Here is a 15,421-nt window from a genome sequence, read left to right on the forward strand (position 1 = left end):
GGGGAGCGGCTCCGTTCAGCGGATCTGCGCGATCAGCGGTGCGCCTTGCACCACCACGCGGTTGTCGGCGCCCAGGCCCTGGGTCACGACCACCGTGGCGGCATCGAGCGCACGGTACTGCACCGGCTGCGGGATGTAGCGCTCGGCGCTGGACTTGATCCAGACGATCGGCTCGTTCGAGCTGTTGCGCACCACGGCTTGTGCAGGAAGCACGAAGCCCTTGATGCGTTCGTTGATCGAGGCAACGACCGTGACCGGCTGTCCGATTGCCAGCGGCATGGGCGTACCGGCTTTGTCGGGCTGCGCCCGGAAGGTGAGCGGCAGCACGCCATCGCGCAGGGAGCGCGCAGCGCCGAGCAGCTTCAGCCTGACGCCGGGCACGCCCTGCAAGGACGCATCGCCCACGCGCGCCGGCAACGCGGGGTCGGCGGTCGTTGCTTCCACAAGCACGCGGGCGGGGTCGATCACTTCGAACAGCACGTCCCGTGCTTCGACGATCTGCCCGGCGACCGCGTCGGCCCGGGCGATGACGCCGGAGACAGGCGAGGTCAGCGTTTCGCGCGAGCCGATGCTGGCGCCGATGCTCTTTTCCCGCGCCGTGAGGCTTTGAAGCTCGGACCTGGCGGCGTCGATGTCCTTGCGCGGCACGGTGCCTTCGAGCGACTCCAGACGCTGGACCCGCCGCGCGGCCAACGCGCGGCTGCTGCGCAGTTCGGCCAGTTGCGATTGCTGATTCGCGAGCGCGTAAGGCTCGGCGTGGTGCTGCACATACGCCAGGACTTCGCCCCGGCGCACGGTCTGGCCGGCTACCGGAAGGCCCGCTGGGCCGGGATCGATGCGGCCACCGTGCACCGCCTGCACGCGTCCCCCGGCATTGGGGTCCATCACGACGCGGCCGGACAGTTCGATCGTCGCGTTGGCATCGCTCTCGCTGGCGATCAGGGTGCGGATGGCCATCCGCCGCTGAGCCAGCATCGGCACCTGCACGCTGCCGTCCGGCAACCGGGCCAGGCCAGACGTGGTGGTGCCGCTGCCCGGCGCATCGAGGTGCTCGCCGTTGGGGCCGTGGGCACCGGGCGCTGCGAAGGCGGAGCCCAGATGCAGAGCGATGGCGATCGCGACGGCGATACCGTGGGTGCGTTGGCGAATCATCGGGCACCTCCGTTGCGTGCTGCGGCGCTGCGGGCCGACCGGCGGCTCAGTGCGTAAATCAGTGCGCCGATTGCCGCCAGCGCGATGGCGAGCCAGGCGGTCAGCGGAAGCCCATGGCCGTCTCCGTCGTCATGGGAATGCGTGCCTGCGTCGGCATCGGCGCCTTCGCTCTTGAGCGTGCCGTCCAGCAGGTCGGATTCGGCGCCGGCAATGATCGTGACCACGATCGCATGCGTGCCCGGTGCCTTCAAGGCCTTGAGGAAGGCCGCGTCGTCCACCGCGTAGTCGCCCATGTCCGCGTGGAACTTGGCGGGCGCTTTCAGCGCGCCAGTCTCGACTTCGACCTTGGCGTTCAGCACGGGCTCGTTGGTCTCGAAGCGGTTGACCAGCATCGAGAACTCGTCGCCGCGCAGATAGCCCACCAGCTCGAAGCTTTCCGACTTGGCCTCCATGCGCGGGGCACTGCTGGCCCCCGCTGTCGTTTGCGCAGGGCCGTCGAGGTGCTCGCCGTTGGGGCCGTGGGCGCCTGGCGATGCGAGGGCAGTGCCGCCCACCAGGAGCGCGGCAAGAGACATCAGCAGGCGATGTCGCCCGTGCCGCAAGGTGTTGGAAAAATCGATCATGGAAGAAGTCCGAGTGCTTGTTGGAGTTGGGCGTGGGCCAGGCCCAGTGCCGCCTGCTGGCGCGCGAGTGCCGCGTCGGCTTGTGCTGCCGCATTGGCGGCGCGCAGGAGATCGGGAAGCGAGGTCTCGCCGGCTTTGAACGAGGCATCGACGAGCCGGGCCCGCTCGCGCAGAAGGCCTGCGCGGTCACGCGTGGCGTCGAGCTGCTGCGCCGCGCTCTGCAGTGCGCTTCGGGTCAGCGCCAGGTCGGCGTCGTGCCGCTCGCGCAAGCGCTGCTCGGTGGCTTCGGCCACGTCGAGCTCTCCGATGGCAGCCGCCTGCAACGGGGCGTTGCGGCTGTCAGTGCCGAACGGGATGCGAAGGCCGATGCCGATGCCGCGCTGCGCCGCTTCGCGGTAGCCCGGCGATTCCTCCCGGTACTTCACGGAGAGTTCGGGTGGGTCGCGGCGCGACAGGTTGACGGCATCGAGCCGCTTGCGGGCACGCTCGACAGACTGGGCCGCCAGGCGCAACTCCGGGTGTTCCTCCGCAGGCAACGCCGCAGTGGAAACGCTCGCCGTCGGTAGCACCTGAACCTTTGGCACAGCCTCGAAGCCGATCAGCGTGCGCCATTGGGCGCGGGCAGCCTGCAGCCGTTGCTCCGCATCGCTTTGAACGGATCCGGCCTCCAGCAACTCGGCACGTGCCGCCAGCGCATCGGCTCTTGCGAGATCGCCAGCCTGGACACGCCGCTGCACGTCGTCCGCGATGCCTTTCAGATAACGCGCCTGCGCCGCCACCGCGACCGCTTCGGCCTCTGCGGCCGACAGCTTCCAGGCCGCCTCGCGAACCTGCCCGGCCACGCGCAGCCGCGCCGCCTGCGTGCCGGCGTCCGCCAGCTTCGACTCGGCATCCGCGGCTGCGGCACGGGCGTCGCGCTGGCCGGGCAGCCACAGGGGCCACACCAGGCCGACCTCGGTTTCGCGGCGCCCTGCGTTCGAATGCAGGCGGTCGTTCAGGTGATTCAGCTCGACCGCGGGCGGTGCGGCCCATAGGCTTGCGGCCGCCGCCTGCTCGGCACGGGCGCGCCGACCCTGGGCATCGGACTCGCGCGCCTGCACGGCGCGCAGCCACGCGGCCTCGAAGGCCTGGGAGATCGTCACGCCACCTGGCGCAACGGTAGAAGACGTGGAGGCGGCAGGCTGCGCGATGGCCGGCCCGGCCCCCAAGAGCACGCTTCCTGCGACGGCGCAGGACACGAACCATGGAACGGATTTCACAAAATTCCTGACGGATGGCGGCGACAACGCCTATGGACCGCGCGCGCCGCAAGGCGTGCGAAATCAGTCGGCAGGGGTCGCCCGCATGAAAACGACCCACCCGCGCATGCGCGAGGTGAGTGACGGCGTTTTCAGGCGGTCAGTCGAGGAGGTCGTCGAAGACCGTCGAGATATGGCGCGGGTGCCAGGGATTCGTCGGCGACCAGGGGGCGCGCACCAATGGCTGGCGCGAACGTGAATGACGTGGTCAACCAGATGACTGAGTTACCTAGGCAACCATCAGCGACGACATGCTGCAGGGATTCGTCGGAGTCGTCCAGGGCGACTGATCCATCGTCGTGGTGATGATGGGCTTCCTCTTGCCAATGGAGCACTGCGTGCGCAATCTCCTGCGCGTCTGCGAAGGCAGTCGCTTGCCCCGCGATGGCAAATGCTTGCCAGAACGCGGAAAGCAGCAGAAGAAAGATCGCAAAGCGCCGACGCATGCAAGAAGTCTAGCGGAAGCTCCCGGGCCGCTTCGAATGCCCGTGCTCCGAATAAGCTTCCTGAGGGTCGAAATATTGCTGAGCGGCGGTGACCGCAGCGCTTAGAAAATCAGCTGTCCGTCAAGGACTGCTCTTGGAAGTGACGCGGGCGCTACAGGCAGAAAGACGTCCGACCGCTTTTGGCCGAGGCTGTGTGGAAACGCACTCGGCACATGAGTATGCCGAACCCAGCCGCTCGACAGCGCACAGTAGAGACAGAACGCGGCCATCAGGCCAGCGCCGCAACGGTCAGACCGATCTACGCGGCGAGGGCGCGATTGCAAGGGCTCATGCCCCAGCCAGTCGCATCGCCTTCATTGTTCTGACGAATCCCAGCACCTTCATTACCCGTTTGAGGTTGTAGGCCAGGACATGCAAGCTCATCTCGGTGCTCACATGCGCCAGAGTCCTGGTCAGGAAGTGGGTTGATCCCATCCAGTGCTTCAACGTACCGAACACGTGCTCCACGGTGCGTCGTCGTAAGGTCATGGCGTCAGGCTTGCGATCAAGGCGCTGCTGCACCCGATCAAGCACCGCTTCATGTTCCCAGCGTCGGAGTGCGGCGGTAGCTGCTGGTCGTGCACTGCTCTCTCATGGCACAACCAGGGCAGGCGCTGGGCCAGTAGACGTGCAGATTGTTGTCGTTCCTCTCCAGCGTGCTGAACCTGTAGATCGCTCGTTCACCCGCAGGGCATCGGTATTCGTCGTCCTTGGCGATGTAGACGAAGTCGGTCTTGTCGAAGGGCCCGCGGCCTTGGCGTTCGACAACTCACAGCGGTCGACGTATCAAGCGCTCGATGTCAAATTCCGACTGAAGCGGCCCGGCCGACGACGGCATCAACACCGAGACGGATCCGGGAGCAACACCTGCGGTCACGACGATCTCTCCGTGTGTCGTGTCCTTCAAGACGATGCCGCTCTCGGCATAGACCTCCGCGTCTTCGAAGATCAGGCGCTCCGCCGACGCGATCCGGAAATCCATGGGATGGATGACCCATTCAATGGCGGTCGCATCGGCTCCTTCCCGCGCGAAGCCAAGGTTGAGACTGCCGATCTCCTGCCACCCACCTACGGCGGTGCAAGCAGAAGAAAGGTCGAGAATCCAGCCGCTGTCCAATATGAGCCGGAAGAGCCACGCGGCTTCGAGCGTCTGTGAGTTGGGCACCCCGTAGGCCAGCACCCGGGCAGCCTCGAAAGGTTTGCTGATTTGATCCGCCGAGAGTCCCTCCACCTGGAACGGCAGGACGAATCTTCCGTCGTGGAGCGCGTCAGTAATGTAGGGTTTCATGTGGTTTGGTGCCATTGGCCGGGATATCGATGCTCGAGCCGCCGGAGCTATTGCTGGGACGCCCGAAGATGCCATTGGGACCGACGAGACTTCCTGGCGGAGCGCTGTCACCGGGTTGCCAAGGTCGGGTACCCCCGGTCAATGCATCCAGATCTTTGCCGAAGTCCCCTGTCCCTCCATTGGCCGGGTCAACGGCCCGCTTGTGTGCTTTTTCCCGCCCTTCCCCATTCCCGCCCTCGGATCGCTCTGATCGCCAACGATATCCGTCGGCAACGGCGGCGTCGAGAACATGCGGTCCTTGAGATAGCGCACCTTTTGCCAGTTGACAAGCACGATCTGCCAAAAGCAGAAGCGGTCGTTGCTCTCGGCTATCCGGCCGTCGAGGCGCTTCTTCCTGAGTTGATCACTTGGATGCAGGACATCAACTGGCCCGTTGCAAAGATCTTGACACCCTTTCTGGCTGGCATCGGCGAACCACTGGCGCCTCATCTGCGGATGATCTTCGAGTCTGAAGATCACGTCTGGAAGTACCGGGTGCTCGACAAACTTGTTGCTCCGTCGCCCAGGCTCGCAGTAGCCGTCGAGCCGTACCTTTTGCGTATGGCCTTGGAGCCGAGCCTAGGTGAAAGCGGCGAAGAGGTCGATGAGATCGCTCGAAGAATCCTTGCGAAGACTGCAGCCTGAACAGGCCAGGGGCCCCTGCCGGTCCGGTGCCCGATCGATCTCTCAGGCCCCCGAGGCTGGCCGGGCGATGCCGATCTCGCACCCGCCCGTTCCCGTGGTGACGCTGCTGCTGAACGTCACGGGCGCGTTGCTCGAACTGTAGGGATAGGTCACGAAGTTGCTGTTTGGACAGCTGACGGCAGAGCAGGTGTCCCAGCCGACCGTGCCGGCGCTCCAGACCAACGTGCCGTCGGAGGTCGTCACCTTCACCGAGGCGCCGGGCTTGTGATCGCCACCCACGTCCTTGCCCGAAAAAAGCACTGCGCTCAGGTAGCCGAAGGGCTGCAGCGTCAGGCTCGTGCTGCCGAGACCGTTCAAGCCGATCTGGGCATCGTTCGCGTCGAGCGCGATGCTCAGCGTCTCGCTGGTGTAGTTCCGGAACAGCAGGATGGTCTGGTTGTCGGTGAGATATTTTTCGCCCGACGCGAATCCGTTCCACCCGGCCAGCCTGCGATAGAAATTGAACCAGCGAACGCCGGTTCTGTTGTTCAGAAAATCCATCGTCGCCTGGCCAGGATAGCCGGAATCGTGGCTGGCGACCGAGGCAATCCAGTAGACCGTGGAGGCGCCCACGGACGAATCGGTCACGTCATCCCAGATGCAGTAGCTGGGTGCTCCGATGGGAGGAATGCCGATGCCGGTCTGGTTGCTCTGCCACGATCCCTGGATCCATGTTCCGGTGTAGATCTGGTACTTGGTCGGCAGCAGCGCCTGCAGCACCCCGACCTCATAGCCCGGCACGATCGCGGGGATCAACGACAGCCCCTGGCTCGGCGGCCAGAACAGCGAGTTGCCGCCGCTGGGCAACGCCGTCATCGCCGCGACGGCCCGGGTCTTGAAGCTGTCGCCGAGGATGACCGACTCCGTCGCGGCCAAGGCATTGCCGATGGCGGTGAAGCTGTCGGCCAGGAACTGCTGGACGTCGGCCACTTCCCCCTCGAAGTCATAGAAGATCTTTTCGTCCGTCTGCCGCTGGGAGCTCTGCGCCTTCGACTGACGGTACGAGTTCACCGTGCTCGCGCCGGTCTGGTACATGTTGGCGATGACCGGCATCAGCAGGCCGACGCCCTTCGCGGCGGTGCCGAACTCGGTCAGCATCGATCCCATGGACACCAGCGTGTACATCAGCCCTTCGATGATCGAGGCCGAGCTGATCTGGACCGTCTGCGTGGATTGGGTGTCGATCGCGGCGTCGGCGATGATCGCCGCGGTCGCGTTCGTCGTCACGATGGCCAGCTCGGAGTGGAAGGTGCTCAGCTGCTGAAACAACTGCTGCACGGCCTGGGCCGCGGTCAGTTCCTCGCTCAGCAGGTTCGCCACCGCCAGCATGGCCTCGGTGTCGGGCAGGCCCGAAGGCGGATCCTTGGCCTGCGGAGAATTCTTCGCGGCAATCCAGGTCGCCAGCATGGCGATGCGTGACTGGTAGCCGGCCAGGGGCGCGGCGAGATTGGGGTATTGCGACCTCAACTCGGTCTTGAGCTTGGCAAGGCCCAACTGGGTGTTGATGTAGGCGTAGGCCGTGGCCTCCTCGTCGGTGAAGGCCGGGTAGGGCGCCGCCGGCTGCGCCAGCAGCACCTCCAGCGGATAGGTCGGGCTGACGGTCCACAACTGGTTCTGGTCGGTGACGTCCGGCGGTGTCACAAGCTGCAGCGGGTCCGAGGCGCTGGTGCCGGAGATGGCGAGCGCCTGCATGCCGTCCTGATTGACGATCAGGTAGGTCCCCAGCTCCCGATCGACCAGGTTGAACGACCATTGCTGCATGTTCGGGCCGGTGCCGGCCGGCAGGATCGGGTAGGTCGCGACGCCATTCGCGCTGCCGCCCCCGACATTGGCATTGCAGTTCAAGCTCAGGGCCAGGCCGGGGTTGATCGCGCTGAGCAGAAATCCCTCCGGCGTGTAGGTCCAGATGGAATTCGGCGAGTGGGGCTGCATCGGATAGAGGATCGTGGTCGCGCCTGGATCCAACGAAGACCCGTCGATGTTGACGACCATCGGCGCCGAGGCATCGGTCGTGGCGGCGACGCTGCGGATGGTCAGCGCCTGGTTCGTCGGCGGCGAGCTCGGCCGCACGTACCACAGCATCAGGTCCGTCGGCCCGCTGGCAGGCATCGCCGTCGTGGAGATGGCCGCCCAGCTCCAGTCGCCGCTTCCGATCAGGTATTGCTGGTTGCCCTTGTTCCGCAACGTGCCCAGCATCACGTCATCGCTGTTGCGGACCCACTGGAATTCCCATTGCTGGCTGGCGCTGCCGGACACGCGCTCGACCAGGACGGCGTTGGAGCCGCTGAGGCCGAGGACGTAATTGGGACTGAGGGCGCTGACGATGGTGCCGTCGAAGGTCAGCTGCCACATCTGGCTCTGGGGCGGGACCAGATACGGCGTGTAGTCCGCACTGGCGTATTTCATGTAGACGATGGTGCCGTTCAGTCCCGAATCATTGGTGCCGAGATCCGCGGGAGCGTCGGCCCACAGAAGCTGTTCGCTGCCCACTCCGCCGCCGGTAAGAACACAAAACCACTGCGTCATACAACCACTCCAATGAGTTGAACGATCTTCATGTGTCGCCGATTGCAGGTGCTTGTAAAAACGGCACGACGATCTGCACCCGTACAAGCGGCACCTGCAAATACCAAGGCAGCGACGACCGAGTCTCTTCGCTCGAACCCATGGCCAGAGAATTTCGGACTTATTCCTTCAAGCCGGAAAATCTAATCCATGCGCGCGCTGCTTTGAAAATACTTCAAAGTTCCGCGGTAGTTGGAAGCAGGCGATTCCATTACTCGGCTTCGTTATTCGGCAATCCGGTAGTAGAAATGGAACCGATCAGCGGGCTGGCGACACGTGTCATGCATCACAAAGACAGGACTTCGAGATTCAGCGAATGCCTGCTTGGTTTCACCCATCGAGCTCTTCGGCGAACGCCATGACGCGCTGGGCGTACTCTGTAAATTCGCTCTCGAACCAATGTATTTCGTGTCGCCGCTCTATGAAGGCCGCATGTGGCTCGAGGCGGACGGGTCGCATGGCGCTGTAGAAATGGTCACGCGGCTCATCTTCGTTGGGAAGCGGTAGCGATGACTGGTCTCGGGCCGATATCGGTCCGTCAGCATCTCCACGCTAAGGCGGAGTGCAATGCCATACGCTGCATGCTCTGTCTGCGAAGCGCCAGAACAGCAAATCGCCGACCCGTTGCACGTCCATGGCGCCTCTGCGTAGCGCAACCGAGCAATGGGCTGGCCAGGCTCGCAGCGGACGACGAGACTGCCGTGAAATGGGCTGGACCATGTCGCAACGACAGCCATACTGTGCGCAAAGCCGCTGCACCATCACCGACTCCCGGCAACCTAGAAACGATCCATGCTTCCTGTCAGATCCGCCGAGAGCGGCCTTTTTGGTTTCATCGATATCGCAGGCGAAATCGTTGTGCCGCCGCAGTTCCACAGCGTCGGGCCTTTTGCCGCAAACGGTCTGGCCGTCGCCCACCTGGATCCGAACAGCGAGAGCGGCTATGGATTCATCGATCGCACGGGCCGCGTCGTGGTCGGTCCGTCGTTCCACCAGGCCGAGGACTTCTCGAGACAGGGCATCGCCATGGTGATCAACCTCGATCGCGCCCAGTCCTTCCGACACGGCTTCGTGGACGCCGAGGGGAAAAAGGCTTTCCCTGCGGACTTCGAACACGCCCGCTCGTTCGACGATGGCGGTCTCGCGGTGATCCGCACGGAAGAAGGCACCTGCGGTTGCATCGACGTGCGCGGAGAACTGGTGATCCCGGCGATCTATGACGGCATCGGTGCATTCGCCGCCAACGGCCTCGCCAAGGTCAGGCGCGCCGGCTATCGCGGGTTTGTCGATGTCGCCGGCAAGGAAGTGCTTCGCCCGACGTTCAAGGAGTTCGGCGAATTCGATGCGTGCGGACTCGCGACCTTCAAGGCCGGCAACCATCGGTATGGCTACATGGGCAGCGGGGGCGAGACGCGCATTCCTGCGCGCTACGCGGAAGCAGCCGGCTTCGCCGCGAACGGCCTCGCCAAGGTTCGCATCGGGACACGATGGGGCTTCATCGACACGGCTGGAGAGCTGAGGATCGCCCCGGTCTTCGACGACGTCTCGGGCTTTGGCTACGCGGGGCTTGCCATCTTTCTGCATACCAACGGCAGGTGGGGCGCCATCGATGCCTCGGGCGATACGGCCATCGAGCCGGTCTATGACGAGATCGATGCGTCGCTCGACCCCACGGTGCTCGAGGTCGTGCGCGATGGCGTGCGCGGCTACATCACCCGCGCCGGCGCCTGGATCGGCAACCAGCTTCGTTAGCTGGAGCGGGCATGGAGCGGACTTCGCCATTCGATCCGTGGTGAGTTGCCAAGGCACCCACGCTCGGCCCCTGCCCCGCTGTGCATTCCGGCCCTGGCGATGCGCAGATCGCTTCGCCTTCTGGCTCACGGCGGTCCCGCTGCAGGCGACACCAACGCCTGCGTCTTGGCGCGGTCGGCCAGCCCGGTCCGAGGCGGATCGTCTAAGGGTTTTCCCTGTTTGCATACGAATGCAAGGTTTCGACATTGCATTCGTATGCAACGCCAGACCCATTGGAAAAACCCATGATCAGATACCTCAAGCAGGGCAAGGACGTGCAAGTCCGTGCCGACGACGATGCCAAGGTGCGCGCCACCGTCGAAGGCATCATCAAGGACGTCGAAGCGCGCGGCGATGCCGCGGTGCGCGGCTACAGCAAGCAGTTCGACAACTGGGACCCGGCCGACTTCCGGCTCAGCGCCGACGCCGTCGAGAAGGCGCGCAGGAGCCTCTCGGCCCGCGAGATCGAAGACATCGCCTTCGCGCAGAAGCAGGTGCGCAACTTCGCGCAGATCCAGCGCGATTCGATGAAGGACGTCGAGGTCGAGACCTACCCGGGCGTGATCCTCGGCCACCGCAACATCCCGATGGACGCAGTGGGCTGCTACATCCCGGGCGGCAAGTACCCGCTGCTGGCCTCGGCCCACATGAGCGTACTGACCGCCAAGGTGGCGGGCGTCAAGCGCGTCGTGGCGACCGCGCCGCCCTACCAGGGCGCGCCGCACCCGGCGATCGTCACGGCCATGGCGATGGCCGGCGCCGACGAGATCCTGGTGCTCGGCGGCGTGCAGGCCGTGGTCGCCATGGCCGTGGGCACCGAGACCGTCGCGCCGGTCGACATGCTGGTCGGCCCGGGCAACATGTACGTGGCCGAGGCCAAGCGCCAGCTCTACGGCCGGGTGGGCATCGACCTGTTCGCCGGTCCGACGGAAACGCTCGTGATCGCGGACGAGACGGCCGACGGCGAAATGTGCGCCGTCGATCTGCTGGGACAGGCCGAGCATGGCCCCACCTCGCCCGCCATCCTGCTGACCACGAGCGAGCAGCTGGCCCGCGACACCATGGCGCAGATCGAGCGCCAGCTGCAGATCCTGCCCACGGCCGCCATCGCGGCGGTGAGCTGGGCCGAATACGGCGAGGTGATCGTCTGCGACACGCAGGAGGAGATGCTCGCCAAGGCCAACGAACTGGCCTTCGAGCACGTGCAGGTGCTCACGCGCGACCCCGACTACTTCCTGGCGCACATGACCAACTACGGGGCCCTCTTTCTCGGCCCGCGCACCAACGTGAGCTTCGGCGACAAGGTCATTGGCACGAACCACACGCTGCCCACCAACCGCAACGCGCGCTACACCGGCGGGCTGTGGGTCGGCAAGTTCCTCAAGACCTGCACTTACCAGAAGGTCCTGACGGACGAGGCCAGCGCGCTCATGGGCGAGTACTGCTCGCGGCTGTGCCACATGGAGAACTTCGCCGGCCACGGCGAACAGGCCAACCTGCGCGTGCGCCGCTACGGCACGCGCGCCGAGGTGCCGTGGTATCAGCCGGTGCCGGCGCTGTCGTGATGGACGCGTTGCCCCGTTCGCCGGGCTTTCGGGTCGACGGCCAGCGCGCGCTGGTCACCGGCGCCGGGCGCGGCATCGGCCTGGCCGCGGCGGCCGCACTGGCACGCGCCGGCGCGCACGTGACGCTCGCCGCACGCTCGGGCGACGAGCTGCGCCAGGCGTGCGCGCTGATCCGGTCCGAAGGCGGCGCATGCGACCACCTGGTGCTCGACGTGACCGACTCGGCCGCCGTAACCGCCGCGCTGGAAGCGGCCGCGCCGTTCCAGATTCTGGTGAACAACGCCGGCCTCAACCGGCCCAAGCCCCTGGTCGACGTGCAGGACGAGGACATCGACGCGGTGCTCGACCTCAACGTCAAGGCCACGCTCTTCGTCACGCGGACGGTGGCGCGCGGGCTGCTCGCGGCGAAGCTGCCGGGCTCCATCATCACGATTTCCTCCCAGATGGGCGTGGTCGGCAGCCCCCGCCGCACGCTCTACTGCGCGAGCAAGCATGCGGTCGAAGGCATGACCAAAGCGCTGGCCTGGGAACTGGGCGGGGCCGGCATCCGCGTCAACACGATCTGCCCGACCTTCATCGAGACCGCGATGACGGCGGACATGTTCGCCGACCCCGCCTTCCGCGGCTGGGTCACCGAACGCATCGCGCTCGGGCGCCTGGGCAGGACCGAGGAGATCATGGGCGCGGTGGTGTTCCTGGCCAGCGAGGCATCCAGCCTCATGACCGGCAGCGCCCTGATGCTCGACGGCGGCTGGAGCGCAGCATGAGATCCAACGCCACCGCGCAGGACGTGGCCCGCCTCGCCAACGTGTCGCAGTCGGCCGTCAGCCGCACCTTCACGCCGGGCGCGAGCGTCTCCGAAGACACCCGCGCCCGCGTGATGATCGCGGCCAAGTCGCTGGGCTACCGGCCCAACGCCATGGCCCGCAGCCTCATCACGCGGCGCAGCCGCATCATCGCGCTGGTCATGGGGTACCTGGAAAACCAGTTCTATCCCCTGGTGATCGAGAAACTTTCGCAGAAGCTGCAGAAACAGGGCTACCACGTGCTGATGTTCATCAGCGACGGCGACGAGACCGACGGCGTGCTCGACGAGATCCTGCAGTACCAGATCGACGGCATCGTCATGGCCTCGGCCATGCTGTCGCCCGACCTCGCGCGCCAGTGCGCCGATTCCGGCGTGCCGGTCGTGCTCTTCAACCGCGTGCCCGACACCAGCGCCTTCGCGCGCCACACCACCAGTTCGGTCACCTCCGACAACCGCGAGGGCGGACGGATGGTGGCCGAGCTGCTGCTCTCGCGCGGCCACAAGCGCATCGCCTTCCTCGCGGGCCTGGAGAAGTCGTCGACCAACCTCGAACGTGAACGGGGCTTCAGCGATGCGCTCGTGCAGGCGGGCGCCTCGCTCTTCCGGCGCGAGGTCGGCCACTACAGCTTCGAGCGCGCCGGCGAGGCCGCGCGCGCCATGTTCGCCGGCGTCCCGGCCGCCCAGCGCCCGGACGCCGTGTTCGTCGCCAACGACCACATGGCCATCGCCGTCATGGACGTGCTGCGCCAGGAGCTGGGTCTGCGCGTGCCCGAGGACGTGAGCGTGGTCGGCTTCGACGACGTGCCGCAGGCCGCCTGGGGCGCCTACCGCCTCACGACCGTCGTGCAGGGCGTCGAGCCGATGGTCGAGGCCACCGTCGAGCTGCTTCACGAGCAGATGCAGGACGACGCGCAGCCGCGCAACGTGGTCATTCCGTGCCGGGTGGTCGAGCGCGACTCGGTGCGCGCCGCGCGCCCGCCGGCCCGCCGCAGCCCGAAGACCTCGGCGCGCACCAAGACCCCGAAGCCCGCCTGAGCGGGACAAACGATTCATCCGTCAGTCATTCCAGGAGACAGATCCCATGAGCCCCCGAATCCGCCCCGCGCTGCTCGCTGCGCTGGCCCTCTCCACGCTCGGCGTGCTTGCCGGCGCCGCTCGCGCGCAGGCGCCCGCCGCTTCCAGTTCTCCCACCTCTCCCGCCTGGCCTGCCAAGCCGATCAAGTACGTGGTGCCCTTCTCCCCGGGCGGCGTGTCCGACGGCGTCGCGCGCCTCGTGGCCCAGCACCTGGCCGAGCGGCTCGGCCAGCCGGTCATCATCGACAACCGGCCCGGCGTCTCGGGCATCGTCGGCACGCAGGCCGTCGCGCGCGCGCCGGCCGATGGCTACACCCTGATGGGCGGCACCATCACCACCCACGCGGTCAATCCGTTCTTCAACAAGAACCTCGGCTACGACCCCGTGAAGGACTTCGCGCCCGTCAATCTCGTGGGCATGGTGAGCAACGTGCTCGTGGTGCCCGAAGGCAGCCGCTTCAATTCCGTGGCGCAGCTCATCGCGGAACTCAAGGCCAAGCCCGACAGCCTGACCTACGGCACGGCAGGCCCGGGCACCTCGCAGCATCTGTCGGGACAGCTGTTCGAGAGCATCACGCAGACGCGCATGCGCCAGATCGCCTACAAGGGCGGCTCGCAGGCGATCGTCGACCTGGTCGGCGGGCAGATCGACATGGTGTTCGAGACTGTCGCGGCGGCGCGGCCGATGATCGACGGCAGGCGCGTGAAGGTGCTGGGCGTCACCGCGGCCAGGCGACTGGCCAGCCTGCCCGGCGTGCCGACGCTGGCCGAAGCGGGTGCGCCGAACTTCGAGATGCAGTCGTGGCAAGGCGTGTTCGCGCCGGCGGGTACGCCCAAGGTGGTGGTCGACCGTCTCGCGCGCGAGGTCGCCGCCATCGTCGCGATGCCCGATGTGCAGGAGAAGCTGCGCGGCCTCGGGGTGGAGCCCGACGGGCGCACTGCGGAGGCGTTCAGCGCTTTCCAACGCGCCGAGATCGCCAAGTGGGGCAAGGTCATCAAGGACGCCGGCATCCAGGCCGAATGAGGACGAACCGATGAAGCACACCTCCTTCCTGCGCCGCATCCTCCTGCTCGCAGCCTGCTGCAGCGTGGCCGTCCTTGCGTCGGCGCAGTCCGCGGCCGGTCCCGGCGGCTACCCGGCCACCGGCCGCGTCACCATCGTCGTGCCCTTCGCGCCCGGCGGCGCCACCGACATCGTCGCGCGCCTGGTGGCCGACGAGCTCGGCAAGCGCTGGGGCACCGCAGTGGTGGTCGACAACAAGGCAGGCGCGGGCGGCGGCATCGGCACCGAGTTCGTCGCGCGCGCCAAGCCCGACGGCTATACCCTGCTGCTGGGCACCCAGACGGCGCTGTCCGTCAATCCCACGTTGCTCAAGAAGATCGGCTACAGCATCGACAAGGACTTCGCACCCGTGACCCAACTCGCGAGCACGCCCCTGGTGCTCCTGGCCGGCAACAAGTCGGGCGCGACCGACGTGAAGTCGCTGGTCGCGGTGATCAAGGCCAAGCCCGATGCCGTGTCCTACGGCTCGAGCGGCAACGGCACCTCGCAGCACCTGACCGCCCTGATGTTCCTCAATCGCATCGGAGCCACCGCGGTGCATGTGCCCTACAAGGGCAGCAGCCAGTCGCTCGTCGACCTGGCCGGCGGGCAGATCGACATGCAGTTCGACAACATGACGACCGCACTGGCGTTCGCCAAAAACAACCAGGCCAAGGCCCTGGCCGTGACCAGCACCGCGCGCTCGCCGCTCGCCCCCGACCTGCCGACGGTGGCCGAATCGGGCGTCACGGGCTTCGAGGCCGCCACGTGGCTCGGACTGCTCGCGCCTGCCGCGACGCCCGCGCCGGTCGTGAACTGGCTCAACGCCGAAGTGGTCGCCGTGCTGCGATCACCCGCGGTGGTCGAGCGCCTTGCCGCGCAGGGCTTCACGCCCCGGCCGATGACACCCGAGGCCTTTCGGCGGTTCATCCAGGACGAGACGCGCAAGTTCGCCGAGATCATCAAGGCGAACCACGTCAGCATCGAATGAGCGCTACGACCCGCCG

At 66.4% G+C, this 15,421-nt stretch carries 14 protein-coding genes and 1 pseudogene; 8 read left to right on the top strand and 7 right to left on the bottom strand.

Annotation, left to right across the window (positions count from 1 at the left end):
- Positions 1–15: 15 nt before the first annotated feature.
- From QF040_RS07590 to QF040_RS07615, 6 genes and pseudogenes are all read right to left on the bottom strand, one after another.
- Positions 16–1,152 carry an efflux RND transporter periplasmic adaptor subunit gene (locus tag QF040_RS07590; protein WP_429610525.1) on the bottom strand — a complete coding sequence of 379 codons (1,137 nt, stop codon included), beginning with the start codon at positions 1,150–1,152 and terminating at the stop codon, positions 16–18.
- Complete coding sequence (locus QF040_RS07595) at positions 1,149–1,775, bottom strand: hypothetical protein (RefSeq protein WP_429610526.1); 627 nt, start codon at positions 1,773–1,775, stop codon at positions 1,149–1,151. Before QF040_RS07595 ends, QF040_RS07590 begins: the two co-directional genes overlap by 4 nt.
- Positions 1,772–2,917, bottom strand: coding sequence for a TolC family protein (locus tag QF040_RS07600; RefSeq protein WP_429610527.1), 1,146 nt, complete (start codon positions 2,915–2,917; stop codon positions 1,772–1,774). The genes QF040_RS07595 and QF040_RS07600 overlap by 4 nt, the downstream gene beginning before the upstream one ends.
- Before the next feature lie 248 nt (positions 2,918–3,165).
- Positions 3,166–3,519 carry a hypothetical protein gene (locus tag QF040_RS07605; RefSeq protein WP_429610528.1) on the bottom strand — a complete coding sequence of 118 codons (354 nt, stop codon included), beginning with the start codon at positions 3,517–3,519 and terminating at the stop codon, positions 3,166–3,168.
- Between the two features lie 327 nt (positions 3,520–3,846).
- Positions 3,847–4,309 (bottom strand): annotated as a pseudogene (locus tag QF040_RS07610) (transposase); the annotation flags it as partial.
- A gap of 18 nt (positions 4,310–4,327) precedes the next feature.
- Positions 4,328–4,846: a hypothetical protein gene (locus QF040_RS07615; protein ID WP_429610529.1), complete on the bottom strand. Its 519-nt coding sequence runs from the start codon at positions 4,844–4,846 to the stop codon at positions 4,328–4,330.
- A 204-nt stretch (positions 4,847–5,050) separates the two neighbouring features.
- Between QF040_RS07615 and QF040_RS07620 the strand changes: the two genes are divergently transcribed.
- Positions 5,051–5,530 carry a DUF5071 domain-containing protein gene (locus tag QF040_RS07620; protein ID WP_429610530.1) on the top strand — a complete coding sequence of 160 codons (480 nt, stop codon included), beginning with the start codon at positions 5,051–5,053 and terminating at the stop codon, positions 5,528–5,530.
- Positions 5,531–5,572: 42 nt separating this feature from the next.
- Here the strand turns inward: QF040_RS07620 and QF040_RS07625 are convergent, their stop codons facing one another.
- Positions 5,573–8,095, bottom strand: coding sequence for an RICIN domain-containing protein (locus QF040_RS07625; protein ID WP_429610531.1), 2,523 nt, complete (start codon positions 8,093–8,095; stop codon positions 5,573–5,575).
- A 17-nt stretch (positions 8,096–8,112) separates the two neighbouring features.
- On the opposite strand from QF040_RS07625, the gene QF040_RS07630 reads away from it, so the two are divergent.
- From QF040_RS07630 to QF040_RS07660, 7 genes are all read left to right on the top strand, one after another.
- On the top strand, positions 8,113–8,496 hold the full coding sequence (locus tag QF040_RS07630) for a hypothetical protein (protein ID WP_429610532.1): 384 nt from the start codon (positions 8,113–8,115) through the stop codon (positions 8,494–8,496).
- Positions 8,497–8,926: 430 nt separating this feature from the next.
- A complete protein-coding gene (locus tag QF040_RS07635) occupies positions 8,927–9,886 on the top strand; it encodes a WG repeat-containing protein (protein WP_429610533.1) in 960 nt (319 codons plus the stop codon).
- Between the two features lie 284 nt (positions 9,887–10,170).
- Positions 10,171–11,490 (top strand): histidinol dehydrogenase, encoded by a 1,320-nt coding sequence (hisD, locus tag QF040_RS07640; protein WP_429610534.1) that lies wholly within the window; start codon positions 10,171–10,173, stop codon positions 11,488–11,490.
- Complete coding sequence (locus QF040_RS07645; protein ID WP_429610535.1) at positions 11,490–12,257, top strand: SDR family NAD(P)-dependent oxidoreductase; 768 nt, start codon at positions 11,490–11,492, stop codon at positions 12,255–12,257. The genes hisD and QF040_RS07645 overlap by 1 nt, the downstream gene beginning before the upstream one ends.
- The gene (locus QF040_RS07650) at positions 12,254–13,333 is read left to right on the top strand and encodes a LacI family DNA-binding transcriptional regulator (protein ID WP_429610536.1); all 1,080 of its coding nucleotides are present in this window, start codon (positions 12,254–12,256) and stop codon (positions 13,331–13,333) included. Before QF040_RS07645 ends, QF040_RS07650 begins: the two co-directional genes overlap by 4 nt.
- A gap of 46 nt (positions 13,334–13,379) precedes the next feature.
- On the top strand, positions 13,380–14,396 hold the full coding sequence (locus QF040_RS07655) for a Bug family tripartite tricarboxylate transporter substrate binding protein (RefSeq protein WP_429610537.1): 1,017 nt from the start codon (positions 13,380–13,382) through the stop codon (positions 14,394–14,396).
- Between the two features lie 10 nt (positions 14,397–14,406).
- Positions 14,407–15,405 (top strand): Bug family tripartite tricarboxylate transporter substrate binding protein, encoded by a 999-nt coding sequence (locus tag QF040_RS07660; RefSeq protein ID WP_429610538.1) that lies wholly within the window; start codon positions 14,407–14,409, stop codon positions 15,403–15,405.
- Positions 15,406–15,421 lie beyond the last annotated feature (16 nt).

The organism is Variovorax sp. W2I14 (assembly GCF_050435205.1).
Lineage (GTDB): Bacteria > Pseudomonadota > Gammaproteobacteria > Burkholderiales > Burkholderiaceae_C > Variovorax > Variovorax paradoxus_C.

Coding starts and splice junctions, on each gene's coding strand:
- QF040_RS07590 (WP_429610525.1), bottom strand. CDS start 1,152: ATGATTCGCCAACGCACCCACGGTATCGCCGTCGCGATCGCCATCGCT.
- QF040_RS07595 (WP_429610526.1), bottom strand. CDS start 1,775: ATGATCGATTTTTCCAACACCTTGCGGCACGGGCGACATCGCCTGCTG.
- QF040_RS07605 (WP_429610528.1), bottom strand. CDS start 3,519: ATGCGTCGGCGCTTTGCGATCTTTCTTCTGCTGCTTTCCGCGTTCTGG.
- QF040_RS07615 (WP_429610529.1), bottom strand. CDS start 4,846: ATGAAACCCTACATTACTGACGCGCTCCACGACGGAAGATTCGTCCTG.
- QF040_RS07625 (WP_429610531.1), bottom strand. CDS start 8,095: ATGACGCAGTGGTTTTGTGTTCTTACCGGCGGCGGAGTGGGCAGCGAA.
- QF040_RS07635 (WP_429610533.1), top strand. CDS start 8,927: ATGCTTCCTGTCAGATCCGCCGAGAGCGGCCTTTTTGGTTTCATCGAT.
- hisD (WP_429610534.1), top strand. CDS start 10,171: ATGATCAGATACCTCAAGCAGGGCAAGGACGTGCAAGTCCGTGCCGAC.
- QF040_RS07645 (WP_429610535.1), top strand. CDS start 11,490: ATGGACGCGTTGCCCCGTTCGCCGGGCTTTCGGGTCGACGGCCAGCGC.
- QF040_RS07650 (WP_429610536.1), top strand. CDS start 12,254: ATGAGATCCAACGCCACCGCGCAGGACGTGGCCCGCCTCGCCAACGTG.
- QF040_RS07655 (WP_429610537.1), top strand. CDS start 13,380: ATGAGCCCCCGAATCCGCCCCGCGCTGCTCGCTGCGCTGGCCCTCTCC.
- QF040_RS07660 (WP_429610538.1), top strand. CDS start 14,407: ATGAAGCACACCTCCTTCCTGCGCCGCATCCTCCTGCTCGCAGCCTGC.